The organism is Haloferax sp. SDI50, from assembly GCF_059802635.1.
The window spans coordinates 64,360-90,388 of record NZ_JBPULL010000004.1; the positions used below are offsets into that span (position 1 = coordinate 64,360).

A 26,029-nucleotide genomic window follows, 5' to 3' on the forward strand; every position below is an offset into this window, starting at 1 on the left:
CTGAATACAGCTCACTAACCAACTCGCATTAGTGAATGTTGTTGAGCGCCCGACGAGTCATTGCTCCGTCTACGTTGAGATATTGTCGAGCTGTAGCAATATCTTCCCAACCGAACATTGCCCGAAGTGCCGCTAAGTCTAATCCTCTGCTGGCGTGGTAGGAGGCTGCCGTCGCTCGAAGACCGTGTAATGAAGTTGTGTTTCTAGAAAGACGCGGAGCGAGATCAAGGGCGGTATTCAATCTTCGTTGTAATGTTGAGAAGGAGTACGGCCAGCCACCGTGTTCCGTAATCAGAAGGTCGATCGCAACTCGAACTCGATACGAAAAATGAAACGGTACTGTTCGAGCAGCCGCTTCTGTTTTTGGAAGCCAATACAGATCAGCAAAATCTTCGAATCTACTATCTGGATTATGTCGTAGGCGTTGTTCGATTGCCTGCCGACAATAACCACAGAGGCCACCATCCCTCCCTTTGGTACAGGCGTGATGCTCGGGAATGCGGATCATTTGTCGCTCGTGATCGATCCACGACGAACTCAGATGTGTCGTCTCACCAGGTCTTAGTCCGAGACGTCCACCGATTAGAATCGCAGCCCGCGATTCGAGTCGTTGAACGGGCTCGTCGATACGTCCTGCTCCTTCTAACAGTAATTCAAACTCGCGTTCACTAAGTGACTTCTCCCGTGTTGGTGCCATCTAGATAGGAAACGTCTTTGAAATTGTTTAGAAGGCGAGCAAACGGGATCTTGATACGGAGAATCTGCATATACTTCACCCATTCATGAACTCATCTGACAAGGATTTAACCGACATCACGGACTGTCTCTGAGCGTGCCATTTCCCCGCGCCAAATCGCCACACCAACTCTACGAAGAGGTTCAATCGTACGACCGGGTAATCACCCCGGACGGACCGCTTGCGAGTGCCCTCAACCGCCACCTCGATCGTTCGCATCTCGGTCCGTTCGCGATCCCACCACGCCGACTTGCAGTCGGCCGACGCCAAGAGTCTGAGGACCGTCTGGCCTTCCTCGGCATGCTTGATCACGAGGACTTCTCTTGGAAGCGCTGTGCATACGCGGTTGGGAATATCCTCCAGTGTTGGGAACACCGAGGGTCACACGACGCTATTTTCGAGTACGACGGCTACGTCGACGACGCCACCGAACGAGCTGTGGAGCGAATCGCGGAACTCGAGACCGCCTCGATGAAACTCACGAACGAGACCATCGAACCGGATCTCGACGTAGTCGTCGTCGAGCCGGCGATGCTCACCCAACTCGAACGAGCGTATCTGCCCGCCGAGTATGACACGGTCGACCTCTTTACTGACACGGGGTTCGAGCTCCCGCCGTTCCGTATACACGATTCACCGACGGCGATCGTGGAGACCGTCGTTGATTCCGTCAATGACGAGAACGCTGATAACGTCGGAATTGTTCTCGACCAGGAAAGCGAATACTCACCGCTTATCGAGTCCGCGCTCGAAGCGGCTGATATCCCGTTTTTTGGCGGGCCGGGTTTCACAGATCGCAGCGAACATCGGTTGTTCCTCCACCTCCTCCGGACCGCCCACCGGGGGACTGATACCCGAATAAGCGAGATCCGGTCGCTGTTGACGGTCTTCGATTGTGACGTCGACGACGCTGACACAGACAAGCGACTGCACGAGCTTGACGATGGAGATCTCAAGTGGCTGATCGACTTCTGCCACGATGTCCAAGAGTACACGTTCTCGGATGCTCTTTCAGTGTTTGAACGCCACGCCGACGACACGCTGGATGCCTTCCGGGAGGAACTGGAGACACTCACCATCGCGGACGAATCCATCACGGAAGCGCGCCTCGACGATTTGTCGTTCTATCTCCAGACCTACGAGGTGCCGGTCGATCGAGAGAACGAGGGTGTCTTGCTCGCCGATGCGAAATCAGCGTCGTACGTGGGTCGTGAGGTTGTCTTCTACCTAGGGCTTGACGACCGCTGGACCCACTCGGCCCCACGTCGTCCGTGGGTCGACCAGGACGCCCAGTTTACACGGAATCTTAAGAGCTTCCAGCTGCTGTTGCAGAGCGGCAGCCAGCAACACTATCTCGTCCAAGATGCGACCGGCGGATCACCCGTTACGCCGTGCCTGTACTTCGAAGAGCTTCTCGAACCGGAGTACGACCGCTTCTCCGATCTACCTTCGACAAGTCATCAGATCGAAACCGCAGCACGAGCTGGTGACGGATTCGAGAACGAACCTGTCGGTGTGACTTCCGACCCGGTCGAGACGATCAGCAAGTCGAGTCTCAACACCTACGTGAACTCACCGCGAGACTACTACTTCAGCCGGATAGTCGACGGTCCGGAGAAGGCGTATCTCACCGAGGGCAACCTGCTCCACGACTTCGCGGAGTTCTACGTCAACCATCCGGACGAGATTGACGAAGAGACACTCTCGGAGGTCGTCGAACTTATGCTCGAGGACGTCCGTCCGCTGGTTCGCTCCGTCGACGAACGGACCCGGCGCACTGAATATCGTGCGAGCCTCGAAACGATCGTCTCATATCTTGACGCGAACCAGCCGACCGAGGGCGCGTTTCTGACGCCGTCCAGTGGGGGTGATAATGCCGTCGCTGCTCACTTCGGTCGCGATGTCGACTCTCCCGTGACTGAACGTCGGTTTACTGACGAAGAACTGGGCATCAACGGAATGATCGACCTCGTTCAGTCGCAGCAAGAACTGCTCGACTACAAGAGTGGCAGCGAGAGCAGCGCCACCTCAATCGTCAAACACGCCGCGATTGACGAGCCGACAGACGAGCCTGACTTTCAGGCAGCACTCTATCTCACCTATTGGCGATCACAACGTCCGGGTGACCAACTCTCGTTCACCTTCTTCTACGTCACCGAACTCGTCGACGACGTGATCGCCGGCGACGCCGACATCGACGACGCGTTGACGACTGTAACATACTACCCTGAATCGCTCACCGAGCACGTGCAACGTGAGGAGTTCTTCGAGTATCTCCGTGAGGAGGGGGCACAGAAGTGCCAAAAGATCCTCTCGAAGATCGACTATCAGACATACGCCGCGCTCTTCGATGCTGCGCCGCTTGTCGAGACGACTGACAGCGACGAACTCATCGACTCCGAGTTCGGAGAGACGATGATTGACCGGCTCGAAGCCGAGATTGGCGAGTACAAGTACGTGACAACAGGGAGCAAGCAGGTGATGCGCGCAATCGTCGACCGACAGAAGGGTGCATTCTTCAAACGTGATCTCGATGCGTTCGAATCGTTTGTCGACGAGCGACTGACAGAACTCAATCGACGCCGCACTGGCGACGAGGCGTTCCCAATCGAGGGGCTCGCCGGTGAGCCGAACTACCGACGGGTGGACAATCGTGACCTTCTCTTAGAGGGTGAACAATGAGCGGCGTCGACCCGAACCCGGAGCAACGCGGCCTCATCGAGGCGACTGATGGCCTCTATCTCGTCGACGCGGGTGCTGGCACCGGGAAGACGTTCACCGTTACCCGGCGATACGCAAACATTGTCGCCCAAGATGGCGTCGATCCCGAAGACGTGCTGTTGGTGACCTTTACGAACAACGCGGCCGAGGAAATGCGAGAGCGGATTGTGCGTCACAGCGAGTACGGGATGCGGGAACTCGCGAACGCGCCGATCCAAACGTTTCACTCGCTGTCACACGACCTGCTCGACGAATACGGACACGACGCACCGATGTCCCTCGGGATTGATGAGACGATCACTGGCTCGACACGGATTATCGAAGACGAAATCATCGAACAGGCGCTGTTTCGTGAGTTCATCGGCCAGTTCATCGATAATCACCCAGAGTATGACGAGTTCTTCACGGCACTGTCGGAGACGTCGGAGCTACTCGATCTGATCAAGGAACTGTCCGCAAAAGGTGTGTTCCCCACTGCGGATGGCTGGTACCGGGACAGCGAGTCACACCTCGATGGGGACTTTGAGGCGTTCGAGACGCTGTTCACCGACCGGAATGAACCACGGAACGGCGGGAGTAAGCAATCGAAGCTTCGAAAGAAGCTCTATCAGTATGGTGAAGACAAGACGTATCTCCCGGAGGCGCCCGCAAAGTGGGACATCCGTGGCGATGGCAAGCAAGTCCCGGCGGACCTCGCTACACGCGTCTTCGATGAGGACCGAACGGCTCTCAAGCGGTTCGTCCACGACGTGTATCACGCCTATCTTGAGTTCGTGCTTCGGCGGAACTACCTGAATTTCGGGTTCCTTCAGCTGTTCGCGTTCGTGCTTCTGTGTGAGGATCACGACCTTCGAGAGCAGCTGGGGTACGAGTACGTGATGGTCGACGAGTTCCAGGACTCCAGTGAGATCCAGTTCAAACTCACGCTGCTGCTTGCCGGTACGAACAACATCTGTGTGGTCGGCGACTGGAAACAGAGCATCTACAGCTTCCAGTACGCGGACGTCGACAACATCCGCGAGTTCGACGATCGCCTCGAACGATTTGCCGCGGAGCTGAATCGGGACGTAGATCGAGTCACGTTCCCGACGACGCCGGTTGACGACAAGCAGCTGATGCGGAATTACCGGTCGACGCAGTCCATCTTGGACTTCTCTACCCACGCCCTGACTGCCCGTGCGACAAAGAACGAATCTCTGGATGCGGAGACTATCTCCGAGCAGGTAACACCTCTGACTGCCGATACAGATCGAGATGATAGCTACATCGAGGCGCTCACGAGTGAGGACGAACACGAGGCCATTCTCACGAAGATCGACGCAATCGTCGACAACGACGACTACGCCGTCGAAGGCGAAGACGGCACGTATCGCGCTCCGGAATACGGCGACATCGCTGTGTTGACGCGAACCCGCGATTTCGGTCGGGATCTGCTCGATACGGCGAGTAAGTTCGGTCTGCCGATGGCCTACGAGGGTGGGATCGAGGTCTTCCGGACCGACGCCGCGAAGCTGGTGTTAGCGTGGTTGCGTATTCTCGAACGTGACGCTGAACGCGGGTGGGCACTCGTCCTCGAAGAGGCTGGCTACACGATTGACGAGACGAAGACGATCATCGAGCGTGAGGCGTATCCCGAAGCTATGGTCGCATTCCGAGAGGATCTACGGGATTTGGAGACGTTCGGCGGCGTCGCCCGACGCGTGTTCGAACAGTACGGCCGTTCCGGCCCGACCGCAGACGTCGTTCTCGACACTATTCAGTCGGTTCACGGGACGACGACGTTCACCCGTGGAGAACTGATCCGATTCATCGAGGAGGCGATTGCTGATGGGAGTACACACGACGTCGACGCCGGGGCTGGGACGAACGCGGTGACTGTGCAAACGATCCACGCGACGAAAGGGCTCGAATACCCAATCGTCATCCTCGCAAATATGAACGCGAACAAATTCCCGTCTTCCGGTGGCAGCGGAAGCGATATCGCCTACACCGACCCGATTGGCCTCCGTCAGCGGAAGGTGTACTCAGAGGACGCACACGGCGTCCCACACGTCTACGACGACTGGAAGACTGACGTTCTTAATCGCTGCCTCCCCCAGAACTACGACGAGGAACGTCGGCTTCTCTATGTGGCTGTCACGCGTTCTGAGAGCCACCTCGTCTTGACTGGCGGTACTGACCCAAATTCGTTCCTCGATTCACTCCCCGTTGATGTCGAAGATATCGACCCCGATCTATCTGCGTTCGACCCAGAACCCGGCGAGCATTCGACCTACACGGTCGATATTCCGGAGCCTGATGGACCGGCAAGCTACTCACCACACACCTTCATCGATGACGCAGTCTTCGAAGGGAATACCGGCGGCCGGGGAATGGAGTTCGGGTCAGACGTCCACGAGTTTGCGGAACGGTATGTTCTCGGTGAAGCAGTCGAAACCGGCGATAACCCTGACAAAGAGCACGTCAAGGCGTTACTCGACTCACTCGAGGGTGAGACGAGAGCCGAGATCGATGCGTTCCTTCCGCTTACCGTCGACGGTGAGAAGGTAACGATCGGCGGCATCATCGACTTGCTCCACGTGACATCTGACCGTGTTGAGATCATCGACTACAAAACCGATCTCACAACGCACGCAGAAGATGAATACCGGAAACAGCTCAGTATCTACTACCACGTCGTCGCCGACCAATATCCAGAGCGGTCGGTCACTGCGTCTATTTTCTACACCGATGATGGCACTCGTCACAATATTACCCCTCTCGATAAGGCGGCTCTTCGAGAGCTAGTGCTAACACATAGTGTTTAAATTACTTGTCTCGTGGATACTGAGCACTAGAAACTCAATGGTCGAAATTCCCAGCTCCCTTCGCTCTTTGTTCAGTGCTCCAATTAAAGAGCAGGATGGGACGTACATAGTGGAGGTCCCATCGAGCGAAATCGACTATGAAGCGTTGTCAGCTGACGATACGTATCGCGTAGCGATTCTGGAATCTTCTGTCTCGACGGAGTCGTCAGTACAACAGGAGTCACCAAGAGCTCCTTCCCGTGAGACTGCGAGCCATTCTTCCTCCGGACCCCCAGTGGAGGAAGGCGAAGTACGTGATGTGACCATAGACAGTCGGCGATCAGGGCGATGGTATCGCAAAAGTCGAACGTGGCTACGTCGTGATCGTTCCCGGCGCTCAACCCGGCGACGAGCCAACGGTCGAAATTGAACAAGTTCAGGAGAATGTCGCGTTTGCGAGCATTGTCGATAGCGATCCACGAGCCTTCTAACTGCTGTTCTTTCTGTGGATCAATCTGCTTCTCGGTAAACCATCGGTGTGAGAAGGCTCCGTTCGAGTTTGTCTGATGGAGGTGGTTCTGAAAGTCACGTTCGCCCTCTCCGTTCGTTCACGATGTCACAACCTTCCAAAGCCGAAATTCAATCTATGACAAAGGAACCGATTGAGGTACTCGACGACTTGGCCGACCAGGTCGCCGATGAGTTCGAGGCGTATAGACAGCCGGACGAATTCAAGGATGTCTCGCTCGTGATCGAGAACAGCGACGAGGAACATCCGACGCTGATCGTCCACGTCGATAGGGAGGATGCGGAGTCCTTAGCCGACCGTATTGATGAGTTCCTCCGCGAGCACGGTGCTCGTACTGAACGGGAACGACATTCAGCTACGGACGTCCGTGTGTTAGCGACGGTCGACTGACACCGCCCCTCCATTTTTTTGACAGACTGCAGGCACGCCGAAGGCCCCTATCTTCACCTCCGATCTACGAGGTCCCGACCGCTTCAGCTCAGGTGGTCAATCTGCGAAGACAGATACTCTTGAAGAGTGGTGACCGTCTCTTCTGAGACAGCTGAGGCCCCGAAGTCACTCCGAAATCCGTGCTTGAGTTCGTCGCTCTCCAAGATATCCAGTCCACGCTCAAGTTGCTCCCGTAGGGCATTGTCGTCCCCTCGCCGCAGATGGGGCGTGACAGCGTCAAGGTCGATCCCTTCTGCGACTGCCAAGACGTCCCGAAGGTCCGTTTCTCGGCCACTGTGGAGCTTTGCCGCCACGAGGACGGCCCCATCGATGACTCTGGCCGTCGTCGTCACTGTGCCCCCTCTCACCTCCTGTTGATGGCTGTGGTCGTACAGGTAGTCGAACGACCACTGTGCCTCCGTCTGGCGACACCCGAGTCCGTTTACCAGGAGATCGAAGCCGATCGGCTGCTGCGGCGTGAGCCGCTTCTCGTACTCGATTACTTCGGTGTCGTAGAACCATTTCTTGGCGTGACTGTCCGTTTCCTCGAACCCCTGCTGTTCGAGGAACTCGACGAAGTCAGCCTTGGAGTCCGGCGCGACGACGATATCGAGGTCCGTGGAGAAGCGAGCATTGAACGCTGAGACAGCGTAGCCGCCGACAAGAACGTACTCGTGGCCCTGTTGGGTGAGCTCCTCGAGCAGTTCGATGAGCGCGTCACTTCGGTTGTTGAAGCTCATGGCTGTGCCCGTTCGGTCTCTCGATACGTGACGCCGAGTTCGAGGTCCTCGTACATCCGGTCGAGCATCGCGAGCGCCGACTGGAACTGGGCGTAGTTCTCGCGCATATACTCGATTGTCTCTGCTCTCGGGATCACTGGGTACCCTTCGACGTGCTCGATATCGAGTGACTCGCGTGGCTCGAGGACGATCTGCAGCGGTCCGTCCAGTTCGTCTCGGGGCTGTCGTTCGAATGCGGTCGGGAGGTCGAACCACTCGAAAAATGTCTCCCAGGCGTCGACGTCCTGCTCACGAACAGCGAGGAACAGTGGATAGTCGTCGGGCTCGCGACCGACCTGGTAGCCGCCCTGGGTCCACACGTAGACGGCGTCGATCCGTGTGAATGCGAACGGCCAGTCACCGAACTGCGGGATGACGTAGGCCTCCTCGATGGATGGTGGACTGACGCTGGCGCTGGCAGCGACGAGCTCTCGTGCTGCGTCTCTCACGGGGTCATCGACGACGAAGAGGCCGTCATCATAGCGGACGTAGCCTGCGTCTTCGAGACGGTTGACGGCCTGTCTCACCGTCTCGTACGGCGTGTGGAGGTGTTGGGCGACACGACGGATGGAGTCACCACTCTCGATAGCGAGGATGATCTGCGCCGCCGTGTCGTCGAGCACCTCGTACATCTGGTGGTTACCAATAATCCGGTAACAGTTAAAAGTCTTACTCGAATGGCCATGACGCCACTATCTTTTCATTCGTCTCGGAGGTAGCCTTGACCCCTGTCGAAAACACGCGGAACGACTATAACGAACAAAACGAATAGAACGAGAAACACGAGGGTAATGAACGAATTCTGAGAAACGAACTGGTTGAGGATGTCCTGATCGACCTGTACTCGATGACCAAAACGAGGAAAACGAACGTAACGAATGGAACGAATGGATTGATGGCAACGAGTGTGTTTCCCTCAACGAGCGGAACGAACACTTGGTTTTAACATCGTAGTATTCCTCTCACCGAGTGAAACACCCTCACCGAACCAAACGAACAGAACAAGCAAAACGAGCAAAACGAACGAAACGAACACAACGAGGTAAACGAAGGAAAAATGACCGACACCAACACTGCACGAATCACCGTGGCGAATCAAAAGGGAGGCGCTGGGAAGACGACTGACGTCATTCACACAGGCGGGGCGCTAGCTGCCCGGGGCCATGACGTTCTCCTGGTCGATATCGACTATCACGGCGGGCTCACCTGCTCACTCGGCTACAATGATCTGTACTACGATACCGACCGCACAACGCTATTCGACGTCCTCGACTTCGACCAGATGGAGTCGGTGAACGACATCATCGTCGAGCACGAGGAATTCGACATCCTTCCCGCCAGCGAGAAGCTCGCGAACAACAAGAACATCCAGACGCTCCTTGAGGCGCCGAAGAGTCGCGAGCGGTTGGAGATGACTCTGGACGAGCTCGACAAGAACTACGACTACATCATTGTCGACACGCCGCCATCCCTGAACGTTCTCACCGACAACGCCCTGGTCGCGACCGGCAATGTCGTCATCCCCGTCATTCCCGAGAAGCTCAACGCCAACAGCCTCCAGATTTTCGCAAAGCAGCTGAGTTCCCTCGAACAGGCGTACGGAGACATCAATCGGCTCGCCATCGTCTGTAACCGTGTCGAGCAGAACGCCGAGCACCGCGACACCATCGAGGAGATCAAGTCGGCGTACTCCCTCCCGGTGTTCGAGATCCCGAAGCGGACCGACCTCTCTCAGTCGATTGGTGAGGGTGTGTCCGTCTTCGGCTTCGGCAAGGAGAACCAGCGCGTCGAGGATGCACGCGATTTGTTCAACGAGATCGCGGACCTTTTCGACGAGACGTTTGAGAAGACCGCACCTGAGGAGGTGGAAGCATGACCGACGGCTGGGGTGATGCTTCCGGCATCGAGGGCAACTACGAAGAGGAGGACGATGAGGCTGATTCCAGCGAAACGAGCGAGGTGAGTGAAACGGTGGAAACCAGTTCATCGACCGAAACGACCGAATCGACTTCAACGAGTGAAACGAACGAAACGACCAAAACGAAGACCAACATCAAGGACGAGTGGAATGGGCGGACGATCTACATTCCCGACGATGTTCTCGACGAGATGGAGGACACTTATCTCGAGTCCCAGCTGAAGCTCCGCAAGGCGGGCCAGGACGAGTTCAAGAAGAACCGCCACTTCTACCCGCTACTCGTCCAGTTCGGTATTGAGGCGCTCTCTGATGCGGATGCCGAGGAAATCAAGGCTCGGCTTTCGGAACTTGGCGACGAATGACCTCGCAGAGAACAAGGCCTGAAATTTTGTATAGCGATATACGATATACAATATTCTGAAGTGCGGAGCTCCGGCGCTAAGAGACTCTATACCCCCGAATTCTCCCGATGACTCGAAAACAACAAGTGGTACTGATTATGCCCGTAATCACGACCACTTTGAAGTACCCCGACGCCGTCGATGAAGCACGGATGCTGCAACCGCCTCACGACGGCGCTTCCCCCAGGGTAGAGGACCCGAGACCGGGCCCGCAGGACGGTGGAGGGCCGGTGAATGCCTGACCGAGCGCTTTCGACGCCGCTCGACGACAGCTTCGAGCGCTACCTCCAAGACAAGGGGAAAGGCCGCGGCGGCGACGGTGGGAACTATCGACGTAACGCTGCACGCGAGCTCGAACGGTTCGCCGAGTGGGCCGCCGGCGACCGCGGCGCCGACGACTGGACCGGGATCGTCCCCGACGACGTCGACCGCGAGCCGACCTTCGAAGATCTCGACGAACGCGTGTTTCGGGAGTACGCCCGGCATCTCGGTGGAGATCGGGGACTCAAGCAGAACACGGTACAAACCTATTACCGCTATATCTCTGCGTGGTGTGGCTGGTGCGTCAACGAGGGTTATCTCGAGGCGCATTACGCGCAGCGGGCCAGTGCGATGGCGCCACTGCCGGAGGACGACGGTCGCAAGCCCGGCGACCAGCAGGCCTGGACGTCCGAACAGCGCCACGCCCTCACCCGCCACGTCGACGAACGGGCCCGCGACGCCGTTGAGGCGTACACGACGCTCCCGGAGGATACTAACCCACTCGACAAGCAGCGAGCACGCTACGCGGCGCTGAAGGCGGCTCGTGACCGGGCGCTGGTGTTCGTCCTCGCCTACACCGCCGTTCGAGTTGGGGAGCTACTACGGGATCCGAACGACCCGCGCCGGCGCGGCGTCCGCTGGGAGGACCTCTCCCTTGACGACGGGAGTATGGACGTCTATCGGAAGAAACAGCAGTGGGACGCCGCGAGTCTCCCCGACCCGGTGATCTCGCCGCTGCGGAGCTACCGCAAGCTGATGGACCCGCCGACGGAGCGCTGGCCTGTGTTTCCGACATTCGACCAACGGACGCTCGCAGAGCTCGTCCAAGAAGAGCTAACTGAACGAGGGGAACGCCCAGAAGCAATCACTGAACGCCGTGAAGAATACGCTCGCGACCTACTGCTTGCGCTCGATGAGGACATTCGGCCGCCGTCGATTACAACGGATGGAGCACGGTCGGTTCTCCAGCGACTCTCAGAGGCTGCTGAGATCGACATCGACCATCCGAAACACGACTATCTTGCACCCCACGGCGGTCGACGTGGGATGGGTGAGGTCCTCGTCCGCGCGTTCGGGTACACCGTAGCAGCCCGGTATCTCGATAACTCCGAAGAGATGGTTCGCGAACGATACTCACATATTGAGGCTGGCGAGTTGGGGGACGTGGCCACGGAGGCTCTCGAAGAAATTGATGATGTCGGGTAGATCTGAATCTCCAGTAGATGAGGTAGACATCATAGAGCCAATCCTATGATCCGGACTGGTGTCTTCGGCTATGGAGACGCTCTGACTCGCTCAGTTGGATTGATTCTCTTCAACTGCTTCACGGACAATCTCATCCATCTCATCTCGGACAATTTGGCGTATATCTTCTTCCGAAAATCCACTATCATGTCGTTCAACGGCGAGCTGACCACTCAACGTGCGCAAGGCTAATTCAAGAGCTTCGATTTGATCACTGAACTCGGATAACGTCCCGTGGACTGCGTCTGAACCGAATTGGGTACTATCGCCAACCTCAATGTCAGCACCACGCTCGTCTAGTATTCGTTTCGCAGGCCTGTCACCAACGATCTCTTCTTCGGGAAGATCCGGCGACACAGATACCGGATGCATCATTCCCGTCAACTGGATCTTGGAAACCGAGTCCAGATTATCTCTCAGGTGCTGCGCCATCTTCTCTTGTTGCTCCTGTTCACCGTGAATAAGGTACACTTGGGACGGTGAGACTTGGCGAGCGAATTGAAGCAACGTATTTCGCGCTGCGTGAGCTGAGAGGCCGTGATATCGACTTATCCAGCTTACGGGCACCTTCACGCGGGTTCCCTCGCCCTCATCTGGTATCCCTCCGTTAAGTCCGTTCGAGGGAAGAGTGACACCAACTCTCTCGAGATCTTCCTCAATAGCGTCCTCCAATTGACGGCCAGGTGTCCCCTCGGCTTGATACCCACAGAGAATTACGCGTGCATCATCGTACCGCTGGCAGAATTCAAGTAAGTAGGTCGGTGAGAACCCACCCGAGAGCATTCCAGATGGAGCAATAATGATCGGTGTCTCATCAGCTTCGAGCAATTCCTCGCGAGACATCGGCATTCGTCTAGCGGCCGACGCCTGATCGAAGAGGAATGGTTGTTGATCACCTGAATTTACTATGTAGTTTCGGATCGATTCGGCTGCGAACTCGCTTCTACAGTGCTCGTTATACGTGTCAGTGGCGCTTTGCGCCATTCCATCATAGACTACGTTGAGCTGCTTTCGGTCCTCTTCAGGAAGCGTATGAACCCGGTTTTTGAACATATAGAGCAGCTCTTGGGATCGCCCAACCCCGAAACAGGGGATGAGTACTGGCTTCCCATCGGTAGCTGCGTCGATGGCTTCGTTGTAGATGTCCGTTCGGGTGTCAGTGGCACTAGTATGCGAATGGGTGTCCCCATACGTCGATTCAAGGAAGAGGGCGTCTGCCTGTGGAGGTTCATCAATTTCGGGGAGATGATTCGACCGGCCGCCAATGTCTCCTGAGAAGACAACCCGTGAACCGTCTACTGTGAGCGCTAACCAAGCACTGCCCAGTAGGTGGGCTGCATTTCCGAATTCGAAGTGGAGGGTTTCCGTATCTTCGATATGTGCGACGTGATCACTCAGGTCTGCCGCCTGGTATCCACAGGGGCGGAATCGGTCGATAACTTTCCTCAGGTCTGTTTCCGAGTACTGTTGTTCTCTCCCTGGTTTTTGCGTCGCTCGTCGGTGAAGCTTCAGTGAATCTCGAAGTAATGTGTCTGCAAGCGCAGCTGTTGGTCTCGTTGTAATCACTGGTGCCTGATCAGAGAGGAAGCCGTAGCTCTCCAACAGGGGGAGCGAGCCGACGTGGTCGATATGAGCGTGGGTGAGAAAAACTGCGTCTATCTGTCCCTCATCGAGTCCCCTTAGATCAGGGAATAATCCCCCGTCACCTTGATTCAGTCCGACGTCGACGAGATACGTTCCATTACGCGTCTCAACCTGATAGCAACTCCGGCCGATCTCCTTTGCTCCCCCACGAGGGATAACCACGAACGGGGATTCGCTGTCAACCGAAATATCGAGATCAATCTCCCCACCGACTCGTGGGATGTACTCATTTTGCGACCCCTCGTCATCAGATTCTTGAATTGCTTCACTCATCGTGACAGTACTTCGTTTGCGTAGAATCGCTCACTCGTCTCAGTGCGTCCCTGTAGCTGAATGAACTCGAGGAGATCAGTCTCTGCGAGCTGGGGGAAAAATCGTTCAATTTCGGAGAGTACCGGATCAAGCGGCCGATGACTCTCAGATGCCGCAGCAACTTGGTCCAGCATCCAGGCGGCAGGAGTTGCATCAAGTTTGTCTACCCGCTCAGCTTCACCCTCTGTGAAGTATTTGTGTCGTCCCGCTGGTTGCTGTGTCTCTCGACTTGACCGAGCCGGTTTAGCCGTTGCTTCAGTGATCTGGATGAGCTGTGGGGGAGACCGCGTTTCACCAGGCATTGCGGTATCGAGGGAATCCCGAACTTCGGTTGCAGAGAGACTCCCCTCACGCCGGAAATACCCGAGGGTGATGTCCCCCTGGTCACCGTACAATTCTGGCGTGGCGACGGTGTCACCTGTTTGTGGGTCGCTGGTAGTATACCGGGGGGCTATTTCGGCCACACAAAGGTCGGTGAATTGTAACCGATCTGGATCGACATGTGGTGAGTCCTCGATTTCATCTAATAGCTCAGAGAGCGCACTAACGAATTCTCGTGGTCGCCAGGCCGCTGCATTTCGTGGTGGCCGCTCTGCAGGATTATCGAAATAGACTGTAGATTGCGGAATGTATGCTCCCTGTGGAATTCGCACGTCAACAGGGTAATCTGGTGTCCTTAGCGACTCGTGTGTTCGGTCACCACTCGTCGATTTCTGGAGAGCAAATCGAATCATGACCGGGAAGACGGTATTTGGTAAGCGTTCTATCACCGTTCGCGGGTCTGATTCATCCAAAATAACAGCTCCCCGGCTGCTTGTCTCTACAGAACTTGTATCGGAACCACTGTTGCTCATAATCCAGCCAAGGGCCCAACGGAATCTAAATGTCATCAAAGCGGAGTGAAAGTAAAATCGGGAAATGTTGAACGCATAACAGCGAAGATACCTTTTTCAGGCTTCTGTCCAGAAGATAGTAGACATATATGGCGGACGCATCGGATGCTGACCGGCAGGCGGTCGAGCCTGAGTCAGGAGAGGTCCTCAGCGTGTCACAGCTGAACGACCGGATTGCGTCGGTCGTCGAGGACGCACCTGCCCTCGACGGTGTCCGCTGTATCGGCGAGGTCACGGATCTCCATCAGAACAATACGGCACTGTATTTTACCCTCACTGACGGCGAGGCCGAGCTCCCATGTATGATCTGGGCGAACCGCTACCGGAAGATGGACGCCGAGCTCGAGGATGGGACCGAGGTCATCCTCGAAGGCGATATCGACTACTGGACTGAAGGTGGGAAAATCGACCTCAAGCCGTGGGAGGTGATCGTCGTCGGCGACGGCGACCAAGCAGCTGCTGTCGAGCGGCTGCGAAGCGAACTCGAAGAGCGTGGCTGGTTCGACGACGAGCAGAAACAGCGCCCGCCGGCGTTCCCGGAACGGGTCGGTGTTGTGACCTCACTCCGAGGGGATGCTCGGTACGACATCCAGAGCGCGATCCACGAGCAAGACCCTACCGTCGATATCTTGGTGAAGGATGCGACCGTCCAAGGGTCAGAGGCCCCGACGTCTATCGCGAACGGGATTCACCATCTGGACCGCTCCGAGGACGTCGATTCGATTATCGTCGGCCGCGGCGGTGGGAGCGATTCGAACCTCCAAGCGTTCAACACCGAGCGGGTCGCGGAAGCGATCTTCACCGCGAACACCCCGATCGTCACGGCAATTGGCCATACTGACGACCGACTGATCGCGGACCGGGTGGCGGATATGGCCGCGATCACACCAACAGCGGCCGGCGAGTACATCGCGAAGTCTCGGAATGACTTCCTGGCTAGCGACATTGACCCGCTTGAGCAACAGCTTGAGGCCGCGTACGAGACGTTTGAACAGGAGCACGAACACGAACAGGAACTGGCCGAGGCAGTCGAAGAGGCGACCGCGCCTGAGGGTCTGTCGCCGGTTTACTACAAGGTTGCAATTGTCGTGCTCCTAGTGCTGTTGCTGCTCATTACTGCACTCTGGCTGGGGGTGATCTAAGCTATGGCGAAAGACTCGGACATCAGGAGTCGGATGAACCGCATCGAAGAGATTATCGACCAACTCGACGCGGATGAGGTATCACTTGATGAAGGGAGTGAGCTGTACGAGGAAGGGCAGGAGTTGCTGACTGAAATCCGCGAGCGACTCCACGAAGGCCAGGGCGAGGTCATCGAGATCGAATGAGGAACGGGGACAGTATCGACTGTCTCTCCGCGTTAACCAACAGCCTGCCGTTGATCACGAGATTGTTGGTTAAGGTCGCTGCCCACGGCTACCCTTCAGGCTTAACTGCGATGTGCTCCCATCTCGAACCGTTCGGCGAGAATTCCAATGTTCCATGAGACGGTTCTGATATTCGGCGTCTACCTACTCGCGTGTGGTGTGGCGTGGATCCTCCACGAGTCCGCACACTACGCCGTTCACAGGCTCTATGCGGAATCAGTCTCGTTCGGTGTCAATCGACGTGGTCCATACGTCGACGCCGTTTACGCCCCGTCTGCTCCGACAGTCGCTATCCGACTCGGTTCGATCGCGCCGACTCTCCTCTATACCCCTATTGTCGTACTCGGAATTGGAGCCTATCTCTCGTCGAATCCGGTTCCACAGTTGGATCCAGTCGGGTGGTCGCTTGTCGCCGTTCCCCTCGTGATTTTGACTTTTCCGACTGGTGCTGATATCCAAGCGTGTCTCAACGCCTCAGAATAGCGTTTCTTAACGTGTATTCGGTCGGCGTCAGACAAACACTTCATTAGTTACATAGTCAGATTTTAAGAAAGTCATTGGCCGTCAGTATTTAGTAGATAAGACGCAAGTATGTGCAAATGTATCATGGCACAAGCCAGTCCCCGCAGTACCCACCGTGAACCTGATACGGACGAGCGGTCCTCCGTGTCAATTGAAGCGTGGTTGGAGGCGGTCAGTAGAGAACTGGATCCCGCCGAGTGCGAGGACCTCTCCGAACTCGGCATCTACTCGATCCACGAACACAGCAGCGCCCGCACGATCACCCTTCCCGAGGATGCGGACGAGTTCGAGGACGCGACGACGGTAAAGCAGTACTATTTCGAGGGCGAGGATTGCCCGCTTCTCATCGTTGCTCCGCTGCAGGTCTAAGTCGCCCTGTGGGCCGTAGATCAGCAGTCGGCGTCGTCTTCTTTGTGGTCGGAATAGAACTGGATGAGGTACTGGAATCGGGCTGTATCACTCGTGAATGAATCGAGTTCTTCCTGTAACCACTCGTATTTGTCCTGCGGGATTCGCATATTGATTCGGGCCACATCGTCGCTAACATCCGAGCCGGAGTTACTGGCGCTGGTCGCTGTGTCTGCGTCTGACATTAGTTCGACCCAAGCTATGCGGTCGCATATATCCCAGTAGAATGAGAACTTCTCTAGAGAACTTGGAGAACTTTGAAGATCTACAAATTCATTCAAATTTTCTGACCTCTTTTGGTCGTGCTATCCTTTCCCACAAACGATGTGTGCTAAGGTCCCCTCCGGCGAGACGCCGGCCAGTACTGAGGAATCGACGTCCGTCATTCGGATCATCCACAGGTCCATCGGCCCGATTCTGCTGGCGCTCCTCCCGCTGATCCTGTTCGTGGGGACGGCGGCCGCACAGTCGGATCCAGGGAGCGCATTCTGTGACTCGAACATGGCCGATACCATCCAGAACATCTTCACCATCATCCAGTTCGGTGGGCCGCTCATCGGCGGCGTCCTCGCTCTCGGCGCGACGGTGGCGATCCCGTTCACCCGTCGTTCGGACTGGAAGAAGGAGATGAAATCTGTCCGGAACCAGGGCCTGCTCTGGGGCGTGATCGTCGCCCCCCTCGGGACGGAGATCGTCCAGTTCATCCTGAACAACATCGTGGTCGGTGGCACGAGTTGTGGGTTCTAACTACGCAACAGGATTCGCACTCGTCATGTCCGCCGTCCTCGTCGCATCGACAGCCGCCGTTCCAGTGGGCGCCCATCCCCCGAATAGTACTGACCACGGCGTTCCGGAGGAGACCTTTCACAAACTGTGGTCGGGGGATCAAGACGGTGCGACCGACGGTGCGAATCTGAGTAACGGGTCGGCGGTCGAGCAGCTTGGCGAGGGGACCGATGTCCCGTTCGATTCGCCCCCGCGGGCAGTCGGGCGATGGAACCGGGGCGACCACCAGGAGTTCCCGGCGACCAACAGCTCCGTGTCGATCCATCCACCAGATGCGGACCTCACCAGTGACCAGTTCATCAAGGAAGCCTATACTGAGGTGTTCGCCGTTCAGCCGTCCACCCGAGCGCGCCTCTCGTCGTCTAGACAGCCGCTTTACGTCGCTCCAGACGGGACGCTCCGCGGGACCGTCGATTACCGGGTGGCAGTGCCGCCTGACGACACCTCCGGCGATCGACGCGTCTACTGGAGTCTGGAGAGCCATCAGGTTGAGGGGACGAGACTCCTCGTCGACGGCGACGAAGAGACGACGGCTGGTGGTTCCCACACGCCGGCACTGTCGTACTCCTTGGATGGATACGCCGGCGAGAACCACCAGCTCACGCTCCAAGCGAACATCTCGGTCCGACTTCGGAAGGAGGTCGAAGTTTGTACCGCCCACAACGACGAAGGCGATTGTACCAACTGGGAGAGTTCTGTTTCATACCCGACCGAGACGGTCACGGTGACCGATTCCCTCGAGGTCACGAAGTACGACCTCGCGGTATCAGGGTTCATCGCGGAGTATCCGAACGGTGATCTCGGCCTCGTCGTTTACAAGAACCAGCCGTGGCTCGGCTACCAGTTGCCCAACGGTGACGTCCGAGGTGTCTGGCGGTTCTACTCGGCCAGAGACAAGGACTGGGATACGCTGGTCTACAGCTCGGACGACGGACAGCGGACCGCCCACTCACCGCTCCATCCACTCCAGGTGAACGCGTACCCCATCGAGACGGGGCCGACGCCGTCGCCCCGCCGGAACGTGACGATACTGGACGTGTATGGCACGTCGACGTCGCCGCCGACGCTCCCGTCGAACGTTCACCTGGACGTTCTCACGGAGCCGTACACGTCCAGCTACGGCATCGCGACCCGGGCCACGACCGACGAGCAGCCCGAAACCGTCCGTGCGTGGGGACTCGTCAGAGGCGTCGAGGCAGAGCGGCCCGCCGATGAGTTCGCTCGAATCCAGATCTACGAGAGCAACCTCACCCTTGAGGTGGTGAACCAGACCGAAGACACCGTCACCGTCCGGGTCACGCTCCTGAACGCGAATACCGACGCACCAATCAACACCGCCGAACGGGACGGCTACGTTGTCGTCAACGGGCAGCGGGTGAACACGACCGGGAACGGAACCGCCACGATGACGATTGAACGTTCCCCTGGCGGTGTGTCTGCCCGATACGAACCCGGCCACTGGTGGCTCAATCCTCCCGGCTATACCGGCGACTCGGATACCGTCCTGCTGCAAGGCTCAGTGCTCCAGCTGGTGTCGACGCTGTTCCGGATCGGCGTTCCCGTCTCGCTGTTCCTCCTTGCAGTGTTCTTCATCGATCGGATTACAGGGTGGCGTATCTGGCCCCCGTGGAGGTCACTATAATGATCAGAGAACATTCAGAATCCCATGACCGGAATTCGGAACGGTGGATTAGTCGACGCCGTCTTTTGGCTTGGTCCGGAACAGCCCTGCTTACAGGAGTAGCAGGGTGTTCCGGAACCGATGGTCCCGGCAACCAGACTGAATCCCCAACAGGTTCGTCCTCAACGTCGCCGTCTACAGATTCGGTATTTGAGGAGATCAGCTTCGCGGGACCCAACCTTGTGGTGACGCTGGCTGATGATCACGATGTCGACCAACTCAATCTGATTGGCCCAGATGGGACTACGTTCGAACAGTCAACCGTTGCACAGGGAGCTACAGGAGTCGAAATACAGATTGTCTTCAAGACTGGTGGGACGTACTCTGCCGGCGAGTACGAGTTAGTCGCCGTTACCGGGGAGTCGTCTGAGTCGATGTCGCTGGAGCTTCGGCCCGATATCCAGATCGTCGATGTCGAGCCGGAGTTCGATGAAGATGATGGCTACAGTAGCGGTCGGCTCTTTGTGACGGTCGAGAACGTCGGTACTGGCCCCTCTTGGGTGTATAATATTGGCTTCCGGAATGCGCCGTATCGGAACGCACCTGAGGTCATCGAAGGAGACGGCGTTGCTGATACAACGTTCGAGCGTCCGGAGGCGAGCGAAGAATTCCTCAGCCCCGGTACTGAACGGGAATTCCTGAAACAACGGGGTGTTCTCGTCATCGATGACAACGACGATGTCTCATGTCAGAGTGATACTACAGAATTAACCGTCGTTGTTCAGACCCCACACGGAGATATTGAGCAACCGATTCGGGCAGAGCTGTCCGGTGGATACCATATCGACGACCAAGGCGCGATCCAACACCCGTGTAAAGACGTCCAGATTGAACTACTGGACGGGGGTGGAGACAATGCGTAGTCCCGTTCGATTCCTAATTCGCTCTATCGTCGTCTTCTTCGGGCTACTGAGTACGGGCACTGCTCCGGTTTTAGCTCAAAGTGACGGGGGCAGCGATGGCGGTGCCCTTGGAGACATTATCATCAACGCTATCCAAGAACTCCTTGAGATACTCTTCAGCCCCATAGAGACCGTCATCGAAAATCACGGTGATGCAGTCTTGCGGACAGTGGTGGGTACTCCCCATCCAGATTCGGTGTTCAATCAGCCGACGAACGCAGCGTGGCCTGGAATTTACGACTACTACTGGGAGATAATTATCCCGCTTTCGCTATCGCTGTACGGTCTCTCGCTTGGGATCGTCATTTTCCTTGAATCGACGAGCCACTTGTTCAACGGATACCATCGCTCGAAGCTCAAGAAACGCGCCTTCGCTGGATTGCTCGGTATCTTGTCGTGGTGGTGGATCTCAGCGCTCTCGTTGCGATTTATGGATGCATTAGCTGGGTTCCTCGTCCCCTCGGTGTCAGAGATCTCGCTATTCCAGACGCTGTCGTTCACTGGAATGGGTGTGCTCGGCACAGTTGTTGCTCTCTCAACGAATTTGCTCCTATTCGTGTTGATCGGCCTGATTTACCTCGCGAGACAGCTGGCACTCTACCTATTCGTGTTCCTGATGCCACTACTCATCGTATTCTGGATCCCTGGCGTCGGGCCGTTCGCCCTAGTCTCGAAATTCATGAAGAAGTTGGCCGGATTCTACGTCCCTTTCCTGTTTATGACGGTTCCAGTTGCTCTCCTGTTCCGTCTCGGGGACATCTTGGGGACGAGCTTCGGCCCCTCAGCCGGTGAGTTCGGGGCTTGGTTGACGGCACTCGTTATCCCGCTTCTCGCCGTTGCCTCCCCGTTTGTTTTGTTCTGGCAGGCCGGGGCGTTGTTCTTCATCGCCGACAGGGCGGCCAGACATATGTCTGCTGAGAAGGCCCGTAGTCGGTTGTCTAGAGGACGTGAACAAGTCCAGTCGGCCAAACAGGGTGGGAGAAACTTCGTTCGAGGAGTGCGCGATGAGCCCGCAGTCAAGAGCGGTGGCCAATACGTCTTGAACTCTGGTGAGTCGAGAGCCCACTCTACCGGCCAACGACTCAATACGACTGGGTCTCGCCTCCGTGAAGCACTCACCGACGGCAGTGGTGGGGGTGGAGGAAACAGCGGAGGCGGAGGTCTCGACGACGGAAGTGATGGTTCTACGGCCGGCTCCACCACCAGCGAGGATAGTAGTGGGAACGACGGAGGCGAAGAATTCGATCGAGACGATGCGTTCCGGGATCCCCAGACTCGGAACCGGAATCGAGATTCTGCAGATGACCCGCCACGCTACATCCACTAACAACCCATGAGCTCCGCAACTGACCCCGCAAAACGAATTCCGAAGTCGCTCGGTACCGACACCCAGTTTCTCGGGAAGTACTCGCTGACGGACCTCGCCGTCGCCGGTCTTCCCGGTGTACTGGTAGTCCTGGTGACGCAGGTCGTTATCCCACCGTCGCTCACCGTTCGCGGCATCCCGGTGTCCGCGCTGACCATCCCACTCGCAGCGATTGCAATCGCCTTCGGTGGGCTGTTCGTCTACCTCACCCCCGGCTATACCAACAGTCTCGACTGGCTCGGCCTGTTCGTGAACTTCCACCGCAGCGAGACAGAGATCGCCCACGAGGAGGCGAAGGAGTACACCCACGTCGAGCGCGTCTACCCGCGACACGACGCCATCGAGCGGACAGACCGGGCCCTTGTCGGAGCCGTTCAGGTGTCGCCACCGACGATGGCGCTCGCGACCGACGAGGAGTGGGCCCAGAAGGCGGAGGCCTTCCAGGACTTCGTCAATACGACCGTCGAGTTCCCGATCCAGATTTACTCGACGACGCAGGCGTTCCCCGCCGACGAGTACGTCGGGCGGTACGAAGACCGGTTGAGCGACCCGGATGTCAAATCGAACGAGAAACTCCAGGCGCTCATCGAGCACTACGTTGACTGGTACGACCGGGAGCTGGCGCAGCGTCAGATGACCATTCGCGACCACTACGTCCTGATTCCAGTGCGACCTGGGGAGGTCCGATACGAACGGGCCAGCCTCCTCGAAAAGCTCGCTGGGATTCCTGTACTGGGTATCCTCATCCAGATTGTCACGGCGCCGCCGGAGGAGGAAGAGCGAGCCGCGATGCTTGAGGAACTGGACGAGCGGCGCCGGCGGGTCGAGCGCGGCCTCCGCGGTATCGAGGGGTGTGACACGCGCCCCGTTGATGCGGCCGAACTCACCCGCCTCATCGCGGAATACTGGACCGGCACGGAAATCGAGTACGGCGACCCCGAACAGGTGCTTCGAACGTCCCCCGTCATCAACAAGTCATGATTGGAAACCTGCTTCCGTTCACCAGCTCGGATAGTTCGGAAACCGACGACGAGGCCACGGCAGACGAGGCCCCCGACGAAGAGGGGGAAGATGCTGAATCACAGTTTACCGTGGACTACGAGGCCGACGGTGAGGCAGTCGACGGCATCCCCGAGATCCATCAGACCGTCGTCTCGCCGTCGAGTATCGAGCGAACGCCCAGCGCCCTCCGGACTGACACCCAGTGGGCGCAGAGTCTGTGGGTCGGTGAGTATCCCGATGCTCCGATGGATGGCTTCCTCGAAAAACTGTACGCGGCCGCCGAGACCCAACAGACAGATGTCAGCATCCACATCGATCCTCGTGATACGCGAGAGACGTTGGATTCGCTGGAGAACAAGATCGAGGACCTCGAAGCCGACTACGAGTACCTGACCGAGAAGCATCGTGCGAGCGCCCGGGGCGTCGAGAAAGACCTCGAGGACCACCAGGAGATGTACGACGTCCTTCGGAACACGACGATGCAGGCGTTCGACGTCTCGATGTATCTCACGGTCAGGGGCAACGATCGCGAGAACATCGACGCCGAGTCGGTGTCGACGACAGCCCGACAAGCGCCTGCGAATCTGACGCCGGTGACGCCCCGGTGGTCACAACTGAAGACGTTCACCTCAGCGAGCCCGATCGCCCTGGATCAGTTCAACGAGACGCTCGACAGCAAGACGCCGATGCTCGGCGGGGCAGTCGGCGCGATGTTCCCCTTCGTTTCCGGTGCGTTTGCGGAACCCGGCATCGAATACGGGACGTACGCTCTGAATTCGAGTCCACTCATCCTCGACCGCTTCAAGCGGCAAACCGGCTACTGTATGATGGTTATCGGCCGACTCGGCGCGGGCAAATCGTTCGCGACCAAGCTCCGGTTGGTGCGGCGCGCGATGTTCGACGAGGATACGGTCGTCATTATGCTCGACCCGATGCGGGGGTTCGCCGGCGTCAACGAGGCACTCGATGGCGAGCGCATCACGGTCGGTGGCCGGCGGGGGCTGAACCCGCTGGAAATCAAACCGACGCCTGACCACGTCCTGCAGGAGGTCGACGACATCGACCCGTGGGGCGAACAGATCAACTGGGTGATGACCTTCTTCGCGACGTTCTTCGAGCACGTCGCAGACCATCCACTCGGCGAGCGCAACCAGACGCTCCGACGGGCCGTCCAGGAAGCCTACGAGAAGCGGGGTATCACCCGCGACCCGGAGACGCACACCCGGGACTCGCCCACCATCCACGACGTCATCACGGTCCTCGAAGAGATGGTGGATGATCCCGAAGAGTACGGGTACGTCACGGATGGGGAGCAGGAAGCCGTCCAGTCCGATGCCCAGTCGCTACTCAAGGATCTCCGCCCGTCGTTCCGCGAGGGTGGTGAACTCGAGAATCTGGCTCGTCCCTCTGAGTTCGACCTTGACTCGAAGGTCATCTACCTCGATCTCCATCAGGAGGAGGGGACCCGTGGCCGAGCGGAAACCAGCCTGATGATGCAGGTGCTGTTCAACAGCGTCTACGAACGGGTCAAGCAGACCGACAAGCGCGTCGTCTTCTGTATCGACGAGGCGCACTACCTGATGAACGACGCTGTCTCGCTGGACTTCCTGGAGACGGCCGTCCGACACAGCCGCCACTTCGATCTGAGCCTCGAATTCATCACGCAAACGGGGGGTGAATTCGCGCTGACGCCGGAGGCACGCACCATCGCGAACCTCTGTTCGCTGACCGTCCTCCACCGCGTCAACGAGGAGAAAGAGAAGATCGCCAAGTGGTTCGACCTCAGCGAACGGCAGGTGAACTGGGTTACCTCCGCGAAGGCCGGAGAGGACGAGGACGGCTACTCGGAAGCGCTGGTCGGCATCGACCAGGAGGGCTGGTTCCCACTCCGAATTCGGGCGAGCGACTACGAGGCCCACGTCATCGACGGCGGCGCTGCTGACGTGGCCGAGCTCGAGCCAGAACCGACGACGAGCGTGACGAATCCAGATAGCCGACCCGCCGGCACGCGTGCCGACGGCGGTGAACCAACTAGCACTACCTCTCAGGAGGATGACTGAGCAGACCCCGTCAGAACTCCCGGCAGTGGCTAACGGCGACGAGTACATCCGGATCACTCCCTCCCGGAGCGATCTCGCGCCAGACACCGTAGTCCGTCAGCTGGCCGGCCTCCACGGCCTTGATGCTAGCACCGACGGACTCCTCGAAAGTATCGGTCCCTTCGGCGATCCGCCACCGGTGTTCGAGTTCCTCGTAGTGAGTGAGGGGGCAGACGAGCCGGTCGAGTTCTATTACGCGGCCGACCGCCGGTTGGATGCCTTCGAGGAACGCCTCCGGACGCTGTATCCTCCGACCGTCACGTTCGAGCGGGTCACCCTTGACTTGGAAGCGAAGCTACTCCCATCGACAGCAGACCCGTCTCAAGACGACAGTGCCGGAGGAGACGATAGCCACGGAATGGACCCCCGGACAGCTGAGGAATCCCCCGGAGACCCGAATTCGGATTCAGAGCCCGTGACTCTCTTCGATTCGTCGGGACAGGAACCGGTCGGTGATGGCGGAAGTGTGCTGTCGGAGAGCTCTACGTCGCAGGACGAGGACGTGGTTCTGTTCGAGGCCGATTCGAGTGACGAATCCACAGCGGCTGGTCCGTCCGACTCCGAACTTGATACCGATCACCAGCCGGCCCATACGCAACCGACCGTCGATGAGACGACCCCACTCGGAATCAGTTGGCACGGGCAGGCTACCCGGCGGGAAGACTGGATGACGACACTACCCCAATTCACGAATACGGAAGACGACGATGACGATCACGCTCGGGCCCCGCTCGCGTCACTCATCGATCAGCTGACCCGGGCCGAACACCCGATCGCCTTCCAGGTACTCTTTCAGCGGAAATCGGACTGGACGCACGAGGCACGAGAGCGCCAGCGGAAGCTCCGTGAAGGGGAAGACCGAGTCGTCGACTGGTTCTTCGGAGAACTCCTCGGAAACACGGAGAACGAACCACAGAGTCCGTCGAACACCGGGCGACAGCGTCGGTACCTCGACATCGGTGGGCGGGAGCGAGTCGAGGCTATCGACGAGAAGGAGCCACAGCACACGTTCACGGTGAATATGCGGGCGCTTTCGCTCGTGACTTCCGACCGACAACGAGAGCGGGTTGACCATCGTCTCGACGATATCGGGTCCGTGTTTGACCACCTGAACGGGCCGCACTATCGGCTCCGACCGAAGCGCATCCGCCGTGGGCTTCGAAAGGGGCGGCGGGCCAAGAAGCACGCTGACCGGGTACTCAACGCTACGTTGGCTACCAAGAGCGACTGGCGGAAGACCCG

The 26,029-nt window shown here is 57.8% G+C and carries 20 protein-coding genes and 2 pseudogenes; 17 read left to right on the top strand and 5 right to left on the bottom strand.

What is annotated here, in order from left to right; all coding sequences use genetic code 11:
• Positions 1 to 28: 28 nt before the first annotated feature.
• Entirely contained in the window at positions 29 to 697 is a 669-nt protein-coding gene (locus ACSR87_RS18955) for a tyrosine-type recombinase/integrase (protein WP_310917059.1), read from the bottom strand.
• Positions 698 to 832: 135 nt separating this feature from the next.
• Here ACSR87_RS18955 and ACSR87_RS18960 point away from each other — a divergent pair, with 135 nt between their 5' ends.
• From ACSR87_RS18960 to ACSR87_RS18975, 4 genes and pseudogenes are all read left to right on the top strand, one after another.
• Positions 833 to 3,418, top strand: coding sequence for a PD-(D/E)XK nuclease family protein (locus ACSR87_RS18960; RefSeq protein ID WP_498531743.1), 2,586 nt, complete (start codon positions 833 to 835; stop codon positions 3,416 to 3,418).
• Positions 3,415 to 6,264: a UvrD-helicase domain-containing protein gene (locus ACSR87_RS18965; protein ID WP_498531744.1), complete on the top strand. Its 2,850-nt coding sequence runs from the start codon at positions 3,415 to 3,417 to the stop codon at positions 6,262 to 6,264. Before ACSR87_RS18960 ends, ACSR87_RS18965 begins: the two co-directional genes overlap by 4 nt.
• A 37-nt stretch (positions 6,265 to 6,301) precedes the next feature.
• Positions 6,302 to 6,734 (top strand): annotated as a pseudogene (locus ACSR87_RS18970) (TRAM domain-containing protein).
• 155 nt (positions 6,735 to 6,889) lie between these two features.
• Positions 6,890 to 7,162: a hypothetical protein gene (locus ACSR87_RS18975; RefSeq protein ID WP_092635495.1), complete on the top strand. Its 273-nt coding sequence runs from the start codon at positions 6,890 to 6,892 to the stop codon at positions 7,160 to 7,162.
• A gap of 83 nt (positions 7,163 to 7,245) precedes the next feature.
• Here the strand turns inward: ACSR87_RS18975 and ACSR87_RS18980 are convergent, their stop codons facing one another.
• Together ACSR87_RS18980 and ACSR87_RS18985 are read right to left on the bottom strand one after the other, a co-directional pair.
• Positions 7,246 to 7,941 carry a nucleotidyltransferase domain-containing protein gene (locus ACSR87_RS18980; RefSeq protein WP_498531745.1) on the bottom strand — a complete coding sequence of 232 codons (696 nt, stop codon included), beginning with the start codon at positions 7,939 to 7,941 and terminating at the stop codon, positions 7,246 to 7,248.
• Complete coding sequence (locus tag ACSR87_RS18985) at positions 7,938 to 8,612, bottom strand: helix-turn-helix domain-containing protein (protein ID WP_498531746.1); 675 nt, start codon at positions 8,610 to 8,612, stop codon at positions 7,938 to 7,940. Before ACSR87_RS18985 ends, ACSR87_RS18980 begins: the two co-directional genes overlap by 4 nt.
• A gap of 425 nt (positions 8,613 to 9,037) precedes the next feature.
• Here ACSR87_RS18985 and ACSR87_RS18990 point away from each other — a divergent pair, with 425 nt between their 5' ends.
• The 3 genes from ACSR87_RS18990 to ACSR87_RS19000 all read left to right on the top strand — a co-directional run bounded on the left by ACSR87_RS18990 (position 9,038) and on the right by ACSR87_RS19000 (position 11,766).
• Positions 9,038 to 9,856, top strand: a complete 819-nt coding sequence (locus ACSR87_RS18990; RefSeq protein ID WP_498531747.1) for a ParA family protein — start codon at positions 9,038 to 9,040, stop codon at positions 9,854 to 9,856.
• On the top strand, positions 9,853 to 10,260 hold the full coding sequence (locus tag ACSR87_RS18995; protein ID WP_498531748.1) for a DUF8160 family protein: 408 nt from the start codon (positions 9,853 to 9,855) through the stop codon (positions 10,258 to 10,260). Before ACSR87_RS18990 ends, ACSR87_RS18995 begins: the two co-directional genes overlap by 4 nt.
• A 273-nt stretch (positions 10,261 to 10,533) precedes the next feature.
• A complete protein-coding gene (locus ACSR87_RS19000) occupies positions 10,534 to 11,766 on the top strand; it encodes a site-specific integrase (RefSeq protein WP_498531749.1) in 1,233 nt (410 codons plus the stop codon).
• A 90-nt stretch (positions 11,767 to 11,856) separates the two neighbouring features.
• On the opposite strand, the gene ACSR87_RS19005 is transcribed toward ACSR87_RS19000, so the two are convergent.
• Positions 11,857 to 13,722: an MBL fold metallo-hydrolase gene (locus ACSR87_RS19005; RefSeq protein ID WP_498531750.1), complete on the bottom strand. Its 1,866-nt coding sequence runs from the start codon at positions 13,720 to 13,722 to the stop codon at positions 11,857 to 11,859.
• Between the two features lie 1,021 nt (positions 13,723 to 14,743).
• Here ACSR87_RS19005 and xseA point away from each other — a divergent pair.
• The 3 genes from xseA (at position 14,744) to ACSR87_RS19020 (ending at position 16,912) form a co-directional block, all read left to right on the top strand.
• Complete coding sequence (gene xseA, locus ACSR87_RS19010; protein WP_498531751.1) at positions 14,744 to 15,796, top strand: exodeoxyribonuclease VII large subunit; 1,053 nt, start codon at positions 14,744 to 14,746, stop codon at positions 15,794 to 15,796.
• Between the two features lie 3 nt (positions 15,797 to 15,799).
• Positions 15,800 to 15,982 (top strand): exodeoxyribonuclease VII small subunit, encoded by a 183-nt coding sequence (gene xseB / locus ACSR87_RS19015; protein ID WP_092635467.1) that lies wholly within the window; start codon positions 15,800 to 15,802, stop codon positions 15,980 to 15,982.
• Between the two features lie 705 nt (positions 15,983 to 16,687).
• On the top strand, positions 16,688 to 16,912 hold the full coding sequence (locus ACSR87_RS19020; protein ID WP_498531752.1) for a hypothetical protein: 225 nt from the start codon (positions 16,688 to 16,690) through the stop codon (positions 16,910 to 16,912).
• A gap of 20 nt (positions 16,913 to 16,932) precedes the next feature.
• Here the strand turns inward: ACSR87_RS19020 and ACSR87_RS19025 are convergent, their stop codons facing one another.
• On the bottom strand, positions 16,933 to 17,136 hold the full coding sequence (locus ACSR87_RS19025) for a hypothetical protein (RefSeq protein WP_121578304.1): 204 nt from the start codon (positions 17,134 to 17,136) through the stop codon (positions 16,933 to 16,935).
• 139 nt (positions 17,137 to 17,275) lie between these two features.
• Between ACSR87_RS19025 and ACSR87_RS19030 the strand changes: the two genes are divergently transcribed.
• The 7 genes and pseudogenes from ACSR87_RS19030 to ACSR87_RS19060 form a co-directional block, all read left to right on the top strand.
• Complete coding sequence (locus ACSR87_RS19030) at positions 17,276 to 17,698, top strand: hypothetical protein (RefSeq protein WP_004594540.1); 423 nt, start codon at positions 17,276 to 17,278, stop codon at positions 17,696 to 17,698.
• Between the two features lie 25 nt (positions 17,699 to 17,723).
• Positions 17,724 to 19,379: a DUF8186 domain-containing protein gene (locus ACSR87_RS19035; protein WP_498531753.1), complete on the top strand. Its 1,656-nt coding sequence runs from the start codon at positions 17,724 to 17,726 to the stop codon at positions 19,377 to 19,379.
• Positions 19,379 to 20,281 carry a hypothetical protein gene (locus ACSR87_RS19040; RefSeq protein WP_498531754.1) on the top strand — a complete coding sequence of 301 codons (903 nt, stop codon included), beginning with the start codon at positions 19,379 to 19,381 and terminating at the stop codon, positions 20,279 to 20,281. The genes ACSR87_RS19035 and ACSR87_RS19040 overlap by 1 nt, the downstream gene beginning before the upstream one ends.
• The gene (locus ACSR87_RS19045; protein WP_498531755.1) at positions 20,274 to 21,647 is read left to right on the top strand and encodes a TrbL/VirB6 family protein; all 1,374 of its coding nucleotides are present in this window, start codon (positions 20,274 to 20,276) and stop codon (positions 21,645 to 21,647) included. Before ACSR87_RS19040 ends, ACSR87_RS19045 begins: the two co-directional genes overlap by 8 nt.
• A 6-nt stretch (positions 21,648 to 21,653) precedes the next feature.
• Positions 21,654 to 22,667, top strand: a complete 1,014-nt coding sequence (locus ACSR87_RS19050; protein ID WP_498531756.1) for a TraC-like domain-containing protein — start codon at positions 21,654 to 21,656, stop codon at positions 22,665 to 22,667.
• Complete coding sequence (locus ACSR87_RS19055) at positions 22,664 to 24,748, top strand: VirB4 family type IV secretion system protein (protein ID WP_498531757.1); 2,085 nt, start codon at positions 22,664 to 22,666, stop codon at positions 24,746 to 24,748. The genes ACSR87_RS19050 and ACSR87_RS19055 overlap by 4 nt, the downstream gene beginning before the upstream one ends.
• Positions 24,741 to 26,029: pseudogene (locus ACSR87_RS19060) on the top strand (type IV secretory system conjugative DNA transfer family protein); the annotation flags it as partial. The gene ACSR87_RS19055 and the pseudogene ACSR87_RS19060, both read left to right, overlap by 8 nt.